Annotated in this window: 11 protein-coding genes and 3 tRNA genes; 4 read left to right on the top strand and 10 right to left on the bottom strand. The window is 58.2% G+C overall.

Translation table 11 applies throughout. The features are described 5' to 3' along the window. Positions 1–183 precede the first annotated feature (183 nt). Entirely contained in the window at positions 184–1,197 is a 1,014-nt protein-coding gene (locus tag ACMGF9_RS12815; protein WP_004931356.1) for a L,D-transpeptidase family protein, read from the top strand. 141 nt (positions 1,198–1,338) lie between these two features. On the opposite strand, the gene ACMGF9_RS12810 is transcribed toward ACMGF9_RS12815, so the two are convergent. The 7 genes from ACMGF9_RS12810 to ACMGF9_RS12780 all read right to left on the bottom strand — a co-directional run bounded on the left by ACMGF9_RS12810 (position 1,339) and on the right by ACMGF9_RS12780 (position 5,945). Next, on the bottom strand, positions 1,339–1,575 hold the full coding sequence (locus ACMGF9_RS12810) for a major outer membrane lipoprotein (protein ID WP_004931354.1): 237 nt from the start codon (positions 1,573–1,575) through the stop codon (positions 1,339–1,341). Positions 1,576–1,883: 308 nt separating this feature from the next. Continuing rightward, on the bottom strand, positions 1,884–3,296 hold the full coding sequence (pykF, locus tag ACMGF9_RS12805) for a pyruvate kinase PykF (RefSeq protein ID WP_004931353.1): 1,413 nt from the start codon (positions 3,294–3,296) through the stop codon (positions 1,884–1,886). 394 nt (positions 3,297–3,690) lie between these two features. Continuing rightward, positions 3,691–3,996 carry a cupin gene (locus tag ACMGF9_RS12800; RefSeq protein ID WP_075684723.1) on the bottom strand — a complete coding sequence of 102 codons (306 nt, stop codon included), beginning with the start codon at positions 3,994–3,996 and terminating at the stop codon, positions 3,691–3,693. Between the two features lie 119 nt (positions 3,997–4,115). After that, positions 4,116–4,192: transfer RNA gene (locus ACMGF9_RS12795), tRNA-Val, on the bottom strand. A gap of 20 nt (positions 4,193–4,212) precedes the next feature. Then, positions 4,213–4,289, bottom strand: a tRNA-Val gene (locus tag ACMGF9_RS12790). Between the two features lie 20 nt (positions 4,290–4,309). Further along, positions 4,310–4,386: transfer RNA gene (locus ACMGF9_RS12785), tRNA-Val, on the bottom strand. 182 nt (positions 4,387–4,568) lie between these two features. After that, positions 4,569–5,945: an MATE family efflux transporter gene (locus ACMGF9_RS12780; RefSeq protein WP_015377722.1), complete on the bottom strand. Its 1,377-nt coding sequence runs from the start codon at positions 5,943–5,945 to the stop codon at positions 4,569–4,571. Positions 5,946–6,184: 239 nt separating this feature from the next. Here ACMGF9_RS12780 and ACMGF9_RS12775 point away from each other — a divergent pair, with 239 nt between their 5' ends. Both ACMGF9_RS12775 and ACMGF9_RS12770 read left to right on the top strand, forming a co-directional pair. Continuing rightward, positions 6,185–6,835 (top strand): riboflavin synthase, encoded by a 651-nt coding sequence (locus ACMGF9_RS12775; RefSeq protein WP_004931347.1) that lies wholly within the window; start codon positions 6,185–6,187, stop codon positions 6,833–6,835. A gap of 54 nt (positions 6,836–6,889) precedes the next feature. Beyond that, a complete protein-coding gene (locus ACMGF9_RS12770; protein WP_004931344.1) occupies positions 6,890–7,183 on the top strand; it encodes an I78 family peptidase inhibitor in 294 nt (97 codons plus the stop codon). 73 nt (positions 7,184–7,256) lie between these two features. On the opposite strand, the gene cfa is transcribed toward ACMGF9_RS12770, so the two are convergent. Beyond that, a complete protein-coding gene (gene cfa, locus ACMGF9_RS12765) occupies positions 7,257–8,408 on the bottom strand; it encodes a cyclopropane fatty acyl phospholipid synthase (RefSeq protein ID WP_004931341.1) in 1,152 nt (383 codons plus the stop codon). Positions 8,409–8,752: 344 nt separating this feature from the next. Continuing rightward, complete coding sequence (punC, locus tag ACMGF9_RS12760) at positions 8,753–9,964, bottom strand: purine nucleoside transporter PunC (protein ID WP_015377723.1); 1,212 nt, start codon at positions 9,962–9,964, stop codon at positions 8,753–8,755. A 123-nt stretch (positions 9,965–10,087) separates the two neighbouring features. Here punC and punR point away from each other — a divergent pair, with 123 nt between their 5' ends. Then, positions 10,088–11,032, top strand: a complete 945-nt coding sequence (gene punR / locus ACMGF9_RS12755) for a DNA-binding transcriptional activator PunR (protein WP_004931338.1) — start codon at positions 10,088–10,090, stop codon at positions 11,030–11,032. On the opposite strand, the gene purR is transcribed toward punR, so the two are convergent. Beyond that, positions 11,029–12,054 carry an HTH-type transcriptional repressor PurR gene (gene purR / locus ACMGF9_RS12750; RefSeq protein WP_004931336.1) on the bottom strand — a complete coding sequence of 342 codons (1,026 nt, stop codon included), beginning with the start codon at positions 12,052–12,054 and terminating at the stop codon, positions 11,029–11,031. The genes punR and purR overlap by 4 nt on opposite strands. Between the last annotated feature and the right edge of the window lie 33 nt (positions 12,055–12,087).

Here is a 12,087-nt window from a genome sequence, read left to right as displayed (position 1 = left end):
TTAACTGTTGACGTTTCGTTGACAATCAATGACGGCGATTACGTTATAACGTGTTGATTTTTAGAGGACTTATTGCCTTTGATACCAGCGTTGCTAGTATTAATCAGGTATTGTCTGATTTACCCACCACCTGGCGCTCGTTAGCCTTGTGGGCGAACCGTCATAAAAAATATAGGGATGATAATGAAACGTGCGTTGAGTTTAATGGGCATGGTCTTCGCCACCGTATTGGCCGGCACGCAGGCCGCCAGTGCGACCGAGTACCCGCTGCCGCCGCCGGACAGCCGTCTGATCGGCGAAAACACCACTTATACCGTGCCAAACGACGGCCGCCCGCTGGAAGCCATCGCCGCTGACTACAAGATCGGCCTGCTGGGCATGCTGGAAGCCAACCCCGGCACGGATCCGTTCCTGCCCAAGCCGGGTACGGTGCTGACCATTCCGACCCAAATGCTGCTGCCTGACACCAAGCGTGAAGGGATCATCGTCAACCTGGCCGAGCTGCGCCTTTATTACTACCCGAAAGGCGAGAACAAAGTGATCGTCTATCCGATCGGCATCGGCCAGACCGGGATGCACACGCCGCTGGAGGTGACCTCCATCAGCCAGAAGATCCCTAACCCGACCTGGACGCCCACCGCCAACATCCGCAAGCGCTATCAATCCCAGGGCGTGACGCTGCCTGCGGTGGTGCCGGCCGGCCCTGAGAACCCGATGGGGCTGTTCGCCCTGCGTCTGGCGATGGGGCGCGGTGAATACCTGATCCACGGCACCAACGCCAACTTCGGTATCGGCATGCGCGTCAGCTCCGGCTGCATTCGCCTGCGTCCGACGGATATCGAGGCGCTGTTCAACATGGTGCCGCGCGGTACGCGGGTGCAAGTGATCAACGATCCGGTGAAGATTTCCGTTGAGCCGGACGGCAAACGCTATGTGGAAGTGCACCAACCGCTGTCGCGGGTGGAAAGCGACGATCCGCAGACCATGCCGATCGCGTTGTCTAAAGCGGAGAAAGCCTTTGCGGCCGATGGTCAGACCGATCGCGCCGTATTCGATAGCGCGGTTGTACGCCGTTCTGGCATGCCGGTGCTGGTCAACGTAGGGGAGAGTCCGTCTGCGGTGAGTTTGACACCTGCAGCGGCTCCTGCGGCGAATAAGAGCCCATTCAAGGCAGCGCCAATCAGTTCGGTGAACTAAGTTTGCAGGATTGAGCGGTCGAAGAGGGGTTCAGCGTGCTGAACCTCTTTTTTTGCCTGCCGTGCAGGAACCCCCCTGGCTGGCGAACAGACAAAAAAAAACGGCGCACAATGTGCGCCGTTTTCAATAACCAAAGCTATCTTACTTTTTGTAAGCGTGAGCTTGGTTGTCCAGACGCTGGTTAGCGCGTGCTGCGTCGTCTTTAGCAGCTTGAACGTCAGAACGCATTGCGTTCACGTCGTTGCTCAGCTGATCAACTTTAGCGTTCAGAGTCTGAACGTCAGAAGACAGTTGATCGATTTTAGCGTTGCTAGAGCAGCCAGCCAGCAGAGTGGAACCCAGGATTACCGCGCCCAGTACCAGTTTAGTACGATTCATTATAACACCCTCTAGATTGAGTTAATCTCCATGTAGCGTTACAAGTATTACACAAACTTTTTTCGAAAGAGAATAATTTTTTAGTGTTGAGGTGCTTTATTTTGATCGTTCGCTCAAACTTGCATCTGGTTTTACAAATTAGTTAAAAAAACGAGGGAAAACAGCCGGCTTCCATGGGACTACTCCGATTCTTTATTAGCTAAATAATGAGCGGATCGCGGTTGCGTTTTGAGAAAAATAGTTTACTGCTGATAAAAAAAACGCCGCAAAGCGGCGTTTTGATCAAGACAATTATGTCACGTTTTATATTACAGCACGTGTACCGAGGCCGTGTTGGTGGTGCCGCTCGGCACCAGCGCGCCAGAGACCATCACCACGACGTCGCCTTTCTGCGCCAGGCCGCTGGCCAGGGCGGCTTCTTTACCGATGCGGTAGAAGTCGTCGGTGGAGGCGATTTCCTTGACCATCTGCGGGATGACGCCCTTGCTCAGCACCAGCTGATGCGCGGTAGTCTCATTGGTGGTCAGCGCCAGGATCACCGCGTTCGGGAAGTATTTACGCACGGATTTTGCCGACTTGCCGCCGCTGGTGGCGACCACGATCAGCGGCGCGTCCAGTTTCTCGGCGGTTTCAACCGCGCCGCGGCACACCGCTTCGGTGATGCGCAGCTTGCGACGATCGTTCAGGGTGTCGATACGGCTTGGCATCACGCGATCGGTACGCTCGCAGATGGTCGCCATGATGTTGACCGCTTCCAGCGGGTATTTGCCCTTTGCGCTCTCGCCGGACAGCATGACGGCATCGGTGCCGTCCAGGATGGCGTTGGCAACGTCGCCGGCTTCCGCGCGGGTAGGGCGCGGGTTTTTGATCATGGAATCGAGCATCTGGGTGGCGGTGATGACCACTTTACGCGCACGGTTACATTTCTCGATCATCATCTTCTGGGCGAAGATCACTTCTTCTACCGGGATTTCAACGCCCAGATCGCCACGGGCAACCATGATGCCGTCGGACGCTTCGAGGATTTCGTCGAAGTTGTTCAGGCCTTCCTGGTTTTCAATCTTGGAGATGATCTGGATCTGCTCGCCGCCGTGGGCTTTCAGGTGCTCGCGGATCTCCAGCACGTCGGAGCGTTTACGGATGAAGGACGCTGCCACGAAGTCGACGCCTTGCTCGCAGCCGAAGATCAGGTCGCGTTTGTCTTTCTCGGCCAGCGCAGGCAGCTGGATGGACACGCCCGGCAGGTTAACGCCTTTGTTCTCGCCCAGGTCGCCGTTGTTCAGCACCTTACAGATGACTTCGTTCTCGGTCACGTTGGTGACTTCCATGCCGATCAGGCCGTCGTCAACCAGCACGGTGTTGCCGATCTTCAGGTCGGCGGCGAAGCCGGCGTAGGTGACCGCCACGCGCTCGCTGTTGCCGATCACGCTCTGGTCAGTGGTGAAGGTGAAGGTTTGGCCGGCGACCAGCGAGGCGTCTTTGCCGCCTTCCAGTTTCATGGTGCGAATTTCCGGGCCTTTGGTATCCAGCAGGATGCCGGCGTTGATACCGGTTTTCGCCATCACGGCGCGCATGTTCTTGATGCGGTTGCCGTGCTCTTCATAGTCGCCGTGAGAGAAGTTGAGACGCATCACGTTCATGCCCGCATTGAGCAGGTTGGTCAGCATTTCTTCCGATTCGGTTTTTGGACCGATGGTACAAACAATTTTGGTCTTTTTCATGGCGGAGTTTTCTACAAGTTGTGATGGATAAAAAAACGAATTTGACCGGCGCGGTTTACGCCGGTAGGGAATTTGGGCCGTGCCTGGTGGTGAAAAACATAGTTAAGGATAGGTGACGACAGTTGAAGTGGGGCGGAAAAATTCAGCCCGCGCGGGGGCGCGGGGATGCTGCGCAACGGGGTAAGATCACATCGTGTTGTTATTGCGTTTTCGCAGATCAAGGGCTGAAACCATTCAACTGATAGACGTTGCGCATTATAAAGGCTAAGCGGCGGGAAACAAAATAAAAAACCGCGGCGGTGCGGCGGATAGAGCAAAACGGGGCTAAATGTGGCGCAAATGCAACGCGTTGCGGGCCGCTTGTTGCGCAAATAACCTTGCTGTAAATGCAGGTTTAACGCGTTTGGGGAATTTCCAGCAGCGTGCCGGCGCTCAGGCAGAAGCAGCCGCTGGCGACGTTGGCCGGCAGGGTAAGGCTCTCACCGGCACGTACTATCCGGGTGTCGCCGCCGAGGGTGAACTCGAATTCGCCGGATATCACCCGGGTTTGCAGCGCGTGCGCGGGCTTTTGCAGCTGGCCGAAGGCGCCGGCCTCGAAACGCATTTCCGCCGCCGGCGAACCGTCGCTCATCACGCCTTCACGGCGGGCAAGGCCATTGTCGAGCGGCAAAAAGGCGGTTTTGGCGGTGAAGGTGGTCATGTGGCGTTCCTGATGGCTGATGGCAGTAGTTCGGCGCAATCGACATGAAAAATCGAACGGTCGGGCAGAGACGATACAACGGGAAGTATAACGTGACAGGGAGAGATGAATCAGCAATATGGTGCGTCCGAGTGGACTCGAACCACCGACCCCCACCATGTCAAGGTGGTGCTCTAACCAACTGAGCTACGGACGCACTGCGCTGCTTCTGAAATTTGGTGCGTCCGAGTGGACTCGAACCACCGACCCCCACCATGTCAAGGTGGTGCTCTAACCAACTGAGCTACGGACGCACTGTACTGCTTCAGGAATTTGGTGCGTCCGAGTGGACTCGAACCACCGACCCCCACCATGTCAAGGTGGTGCTCTAACCAACTGAGCTACGGACGCATCTTTTCCTGTCTGTCATGGCTGACAGCGGGGACGAATATTAACGAGCTACCCGCGCGCTGGCAAGGGGAAAAGCGCAATTTTATTCGGTATTTCACGCGATTGCTGAGGTTGTGCGCAGTCCGGCGTTTTTTTCCGCAAACCGCAGCCCGGCCGGGGAGGAAACCGGCCGGGCTGCGGGTTCAGCGTGTGGATCGCTGCAGGATGACGGTGGTCGGCTGTTTCTGCAGCCAGCGCATGCGCAGCGCCATCATGATGGCGGCGAAGGTCAGTCCGATGATAAAGCCGATCCAGAAACCGCTTGGCCCCATCGCCGGCACCAGCGCATCGGTTAACGCCAGCAGATAGCCGCTCGGCAGGCCCAAAACCCAATAAGCGATAAAGGTGATGAAGAAGATCGCGCGGGTATCTTTATAACCGCGCAGCACGCCGCTGCCGATCACCTGGACCGAATCCGAGATCTGGTACAGCGCCGCCAGCAGCATCAACTGCGAGGCCATCGCCACCACCGCCGGGCTGTCGTTGTACAGCAGGGCGATCGGTTCGCGGAAGGTGGCGGTAAACAGCGCGGTGCAGACGGCCATGGTGATGCCGACGCCGATGGCGGAGTAAGCGGCGACGCGCGCGCCTTCGACCGAACCTTCCCCCAGACGATAACCGACGCGGATGGTGGCGCCGACGCCCAGCGACAGCGGCAGCACGAACATCAGCGCGCTGAAGTTAAGTGCGATCTGGTGGCCGGCGACCGCGACGATCCCCAGCGGTGAAACCAGCAGCGCCACCACCGCGAACAGCGTGACTTCGAAGAACAGTGCCAGCGCCACCGGCATGCCGATGCCGATCAGGCGCCTTAGCGCCGCCCAGTCAGGGCCGCCGAGATCGCCGGCCTGGCGTTTGATGTCGCGCTGCGACGGCGCGCGCTTCACGTACCAGCGCATCATCAGGAACATGATCCAGTAGACGCTGCCGGTGGCGACGCCGCAGCCGACGCCGCCCAACTCCGGCATGCCGAACTTGCCGTAGATAAAGATGTAGTTGATCGGGATATTCACCAGCAGGCCGAGGAAGCCGATCACCATGCCGGGTTTGGTTTTGGACAGCCCCTCGCACTGGTTGCGCATCACCTGGAAGAACAGGTAACCCGGCGCCCCCCACATGATGGCGTGCAGATAGCCGACGGCTTTATCCGCCAACTGCGGATCGATGTTGTGCATCATGTCGATGACGAACTTGCAGTTATACAGCACGACGATCAGCAACACAGAGACGCCGAAGGCCAGCCAGAAGCCCTGACGCACCTGATGGGCGATGCGATCGCGACGGCCGGCGCCGTTGAGCTGGGCGATAACCGGGGTCAGCGCCAGCAGCAGGCCGTGGCCGAACAAAATGGCCGGCAACCAGATCGAGGTGCCGACCGCCACCGCCGCCATGTCGGTGGCGCTGTAAGCGCCGGCCATGATGGTATCCACCACGCCCATGGCGGTTTGTGATATTTGCGCGATGATGACCGGGATAGCGAGAGCCAATAAACTACGCGCTTCAATTAAGTACTTCTGCACGCATACACCTTTTCTATTTATATATGTGGGAGGGAGGGCTGCCGCGAGAGGACAACAATTAAAATAGCGGAATTTTGTCAAAAAGATTGTACCTGCTCGGCGTCGTTAAGCAAACGCCGCAGATAAATAGTTATTAAATGCGCAGCCATTCTTTTTTTGCCGTCGCGGATTTGGTTTTCAGCGCCAACTGGGGCAAACTGCCGGTAGCGTTTTAACCTATTTAGCAAGAAGAGGCACATATGTTCACCGGTATCGTACAAGGCACCGCGCCGCTGGTCGCCATTGATGAGAAACCCAATTTCCGCACCCACGTGATCGAAATGCCTGCCGAGCTGCTGCCGGGGCTGGAGCTGGGCGCGTCGGTGGCCCACAACGGCTGCTGCCTGACCGTCACCGCGGTGGAAGGCAACCGCGTCAGCTTCGATTTGATCAAAGAAACGTTGCGCCTGACCAACCTCGGCGATCTGGCGCTGGGCGACATCGTCAATATCGAGCGCGCGGCGAAGTTCAATGACGAAATTGGCGGCCATTTGATGTCCGGCCATATTATCTGCACGGCGGAAGTGGCCAAGATTTATACCTCGGAAAATAACCGCCAGGTATGGCTGCGCATGCCGGATGCGGAATTGATGAAATATGTGCTGCACAAAGGTTTCATCGGCATCGACGGCATTAGCCTGACCATCGGCGAAGTGGTGAATAACCGTTTCTGCGTGCACCTGATCCCGGAAACGCTGGATCGCACCACGCTGGGTAAAAAACGCCTCGGCGACAAGGTGAACATCGAGATCGATCCGCAAACGCAGGCGGTGGTGGACACCGTCGAGCGCGTGCTGGCCAATCGGGAAGCGACGTTGGCCGCGGCGATGGCGCCGGCGCACAAAGACTGACAGCGATTCTGGCGTGACCGCCGGCATCGAATCATAAGCAGAGAGGAGAAACGCGTGAAGTTTTATGGGAAAACGTTGTTGTTAACCGCGTTGCTGGCGCTGAGCGCTTGCAGCAGTTCGCCTGAGCAGGGCGCGGGCGCGCAAATGGCCGATGCGGACGATACCTGCGGCGCTTCGCAGTATCAAAATTTTGTCGGCAAACCGATGACCTCGCTGGAAGGCGTGCGGATCGACGGCAAGGTGCGAGCCATTCCGTACAACTCTGCCGTCACCATGGATTTCAACCTGCGCCGTCTGAACTTCCTTGGCGACAGCGACGATAAAATTATTCGCGTTTATTGCGGTTAACCCGCAGGGTTCGAAAGAGCAAAAAAAAAGCCCCGGCGAAGATGTTGCCGGGGCTTTTTTATCGGGAAAGCGTTCAGCGGGCGACGCGAATGCCGCCTTCAACGCCTTTCGGGCTGAACACCACCTGCCATAACTGCAGATCGCGCGCCCGGAACGCGCCGGCGCAGGCGTTCAGGTAATAGCTGAACATCCGTTCGAAGCGTTCGGAATAGCGCTCGGCGAGCTGCGGCCACGCCTGTTTGAAGCGCTCGAACCAGGCCATCAGCGTGCGATCGTAGTCGGCGCCGATGTTGTGCCAGTCTTCCATCACGAAATGGCCTTCGCTGGCCTCGGCGATATGCCTCACGGAGGGCAGGCAACCGTTCGGGAAGATATATTTGTTGATCCAGGGATCGACGTTCATGTCGGTCTTGTTGGAGCCGATGGTGTGCAGCAGGAACAGGCCGTGCGGCGCCAGATTGCGCTCCACCACGTCGAAATAGGTGCGGTAGTTTTTCGGCCCGACGTGCTCGAACATGCCGACCGAGACAATGCGATCGAACTGCTGGTGCAGATCGCGGTAATCCTGCAACAGGATCTGCACATCCAGCCCGGCGCAGCGCGCCTGAGCCAGCTTCTGCTGTTCGGCGGAAATGGTCACGCCGACCACCGACACGCCGTAATTTTTCGCCGCATAGGCGGAAAGGCCGCCCCAGCCGCAGCCGATGTCCAGCAAACGCATGCCCGGCTGCAGCTGCAGTTTCTCGCAGATCATCCGCAGCTTGGCTTCCTGCGCTTCCTCCAGCGTGGTGGCGTCTTTCCAGTAGCCGCAGGAATACTGCATGTAAGGATCGAGCATCAGGGTAAACAGATCGTTGCCGAGATCGTAATGTTCTTTGCCGACGATCCAGGCGCGCTTTTTCGATTGCAGATTGGTCAGGCGCGCGGCGGCGATACGCAGGGTATCTTTCAGGTGGTGGGGGAGTTTCTTCTCCAGCCCGGCGCTGACCACGCGCTGGAAGAACATATCCAGCCGCTCGCACTCCCACCAACCGTCCATATAGCTTTCGCCCAGGCCCAGGGATCCTTGCTGCAAAACGCGTTTAAAGAATTCGGGATTTTTAACCTGAATATCGAAAGGGCGCGATCCGTTGATTTCGATACCGGCCAGACCGAGCATTTCGTGCGCGATACGGTACCACTGGTTATCCTGGATGCTCAGATCTTCTATACACGATGAACTCATAGCTTCTCCATCACCTTCTTCTGACTGATGACCCGTTAGGAAACAGCTTAGACAATTTCTGCGGGTGCATACCTATACCAACGGGAAATAAGCCCGCGGCGTCTGATATCCGACTATGAACAGAGGAAATTTAAAGAAACGGCCCGACGCAAACGGCGCAGGATAAACGCCCCTTTAAAAAAAGAGTGTGACGCAAGGCGCGTACACAATAGCTGATTGAGATATAGAGATTATAAGATGTTACTTTACAAGGTTGTTTTTGAGTATAGGCGTGCCGAGGCGTTGACTCAACTGTAAATCGCACTCGGCACACATATTCTTTAAGTGATTATTAATCTTGGCAATTATGACGCTGAGTTAGCATGTTCCCGCTGTGCCTTTTGCTGCGCATCGGCCGCTTTTCCCCGCTGCAGGAAATAACCCAGCGCGGCCAGGACTACCGTAGATACCATCACCGTCACCGTCGCCAACAGCGGCTGGGCAATAAACGCCGACACCAGCATGCTTGCCACAAAACACAGCCCCAATTGCAGCGTATTTTGCAGCGCGGCGGCTTTGCCGCTGCTTTCCGGGAACGGCATCAGCGCATTCGCCACCATGATCGGGTAGCCGGCGCCGTTGACCAGCGCCATCACGCAGAACGGGATCAGCAGAGTGGTGAGCGTCGGATTGGTCAGGGTCGCCACCAGATACAGCGCCACCATGCTGACACCATAAGCTACCAGCAGCCACGGCAGCAGAGTTTTGCCATTGATGCGCTTAAGCGCGGCGCGGCAGCCGTAGCCGCCCAGCAGGAAGGCCAGCGTTTGCGGCACATAGCTCAGACCGATGTCGCTCGGGCTATAGCCCATATCGCCGAGGATGAACGGCGAACCGGTCAGCCAGGCGAAGAAACCGGCCGAGCAGGCGGCGTACATAGCGACGTTGCCGCTGAACACCGGAGATTTCAACAGTTGCCAGAAGCTGACGCCGTTTTTCGGCGCGTCGGCGGCGGGGGGCGTTTTGGCGCGCTCTTTGAGCAGCAGCGTCGGCAGCAGCAGCAGTGCGGTGATCACCAACAGCGCGGCGAAGATCGCACGCCAGCTGGCGTGGTTCAGCAGCCAGGCGCCAAGCAGCGGCGCCAGCGCTGGTGACAGCGCCACCAGCGGCATGATGGTGGCGAACACGCGGTTGGCCTGGCCTTCGCGATAGCGGTCGACCACCAGCGCTTGCCAGATGGCGGTGGCGGAACAGACGCCGACGGCCTGAATAAAGCGCAGTATCCAGAGCTGCACGGCATTTTCTACCCACAGCATGCCCAGGCAGCCGAGCGCGAACAGCGTCAGGCCAATCAATAATACCGGTTTGCGGCCCAGTCGGTCGGAGAGGGGCCCCCACAGCAGTTGCGCGAAGGCGAAGCCGGCCAGAAAGATGCTCAGGCTGGCGCTGACCGCGCCGGCGGAAATTTGCAGTTCCTCCCGCATGGCGCCGAAGGCGGGCAGGTACATATCGGTCGCCAGATAACCCAGCATGCTCAGGCCGGCGAGGTAGAACATAAAGCCAAAAGAATTTCGCATGGTATTTCTCGTTAATATTTTAGTGTCGCAGGTTTTTAGCGCCGGCCAGTGTATCCGGCTGGATCTCTGCTTGTGAAACGGTAATATTTGCAAAGTGCTGTTAAAAAAATTGAAGGCAAAGCGATGTGGTCTGAATATTCTCTTGAAGTTGTTGACGCGGTCGCGCGCACCGGCAGTTTCAGCGCGGCGGCGCAGGAGCTGCACCGGGTGCCGTCGGCGGTGAGCTATACCGTGCGGCAACTGGAACAATGGCTTGCGGTGCCGCTGTTTGAGCGGCGTCACCGTGATGTGGAGTTGACGCCGGCCGGCGCGCTGTTTATCAAGGATGCGAGAGTTGTTATCAAAAAAATGCTCGACACCCGTCGCCACTGTCAGCAGGTGGCCAACGGGTGGCGCGGCCAGCTGAATATCGCAGTCGACATCATCGTCAAACCCCAGCGCAGCCGCCAGCTGGTGCTGGATTTCTACCGCCATTTCCCCGATGTTGAACTGATGCTGCAACCCGAAGTGTTCAACGGCGTTTGGGATGCGTTGGTGGACGGCAGGGTGGACATGGCGATCGGCGCCACGCGCGCGGTGCCGGTCGGCGGCGGCTTTGCCTTCCGCGATATGGGCTACATGAACTGGCTGTGCGTAGTCAGCCCACAGCATCCGCTGGCGCAGCTGGCAGGGCCGTTAAATGACGATCGGTTGAGGCCGTACCCTGCGCTTTGTCTGGAAGACACCTCGCGCAATCTGCCCAAGCGCGTCACCTGGACGCTGGATAACCAGCGGCGGCTGGTGGTGCCGGACTGGACATCGGCACTCGACTGTCTGTGCGCCGGGCTGTGCGTCGGCATGATGCCGGCGCATCGGGCGCTGCCGCTGGTGCAGCGCGGTGAGCTGAAGGCGTTGCAGCTGCAGCAGCCGTTTCCCGCCAGCCCTTGCTGCCTGACCTGGCAGCAGGATAAACCGTCGCCGGCGATGAGTTGGCTGCTGGCGTATCTGGGCGATGGCGAGACGCTGAATCAGGAGTGGCTGAGCGAGGCGGCGCCGGAAGCCGTGCAGGCTTCCGGCTCAGGGGATTAGCGGCGGTAGTCGATGAACGGACCGTCGGCGACCGAACGGCGTTCCACCAGCTTCGGATGCACTTCGATCACCTGCGATTCTTCGCGCTTGCTGATGATGCGATCCAGCAGCATGGTGAAGGCCATTTCTCCCAGGCGCTCTTTAGGCTGGTGAATGGTGGTCAGCGCCGGAGTGAAGTAGCGGGCGTTGCGCACGTTGTCATAGCCGATCACGGAAATATCCTGCGGCACTCGCAGCCCCAGCTCATCAGCGGCGCAGATGGCGCCCATCGCCATGATGTCGCCGCCGCAAAATACCGCGGTCGGCCGCTGTTTTTGCGACAGGATTTGGTGCATCGCCTTGTAGCCGGACTCCGGCTCGAAGTCACCCTGGACGATCCACTCTTCGCGAATGTCGATATGCGCTTCCTGCAGCGCCTTCATAAAGCCCTGATGACGGCCGCCGCCGGTGTTGCGCGACAGCTGGCCCGGGATGGCGCCGATATCGCGGTGACCGCGCTCGATCAGGTAACGGCCGGCCAGATAGCCGCCTTCGAACGCGTTATCGATGATGGTGTCGGTGAAGTCGCCGCGCGCAGCGCCCCAGTCCATCACCACCATCGGGATATTACGGTAGTCCTCCAGCATTCCCAGCAGTTGATCCGGGTATTCGGAACACATGACCAGCAGGCCGTCGACGCGCTTTTGCGCCAGCATCGCCAGGTAGGCGCGCTGCTTGTCCAGATTGTTGTGCGAGTTGCACAGGATCAGGGTGTAACCTTTGCTGTAGCAGCTGTTTTCCACCGCCTCGATCACTTCGGCAAAATAGGGCGCTTCGCTCGAGGTGGCCAGCAGACCGATAGACTTGGTGTGATTGACTTTCAGGCTGCGCGCCACGGCGCTCGGCGAGTAGTGCAGCTCTTTGATCGCGGCCCACACGGCCGCTTTGGTCTCTTCGGCGACGAAACGAGTCTTATTGATGACGTGCGAAACGGTGGTGGTGGAAACGCCCGCGCGTTTGGCCACATCTTTAATCGTTGCCATGTAAGGAATGACTCCTGAACTCACATGTTTACA

The organism is Serratia sp. BNK-23 (assembly GCF_047456145.1).
In the GTDB taxonomy this organism is placed as follows: domain Bacteria; phylum Pseudomonadota; class Gammaproteobacteria; order Enterobacterales; family Enterobacteriaceae; genus Serratia; species Serratia nematodiphila.
Note: the sequence above shows the minus strand (reverse complement) of the source record. Positions and strands in the feature narration are given on the sequence as shown.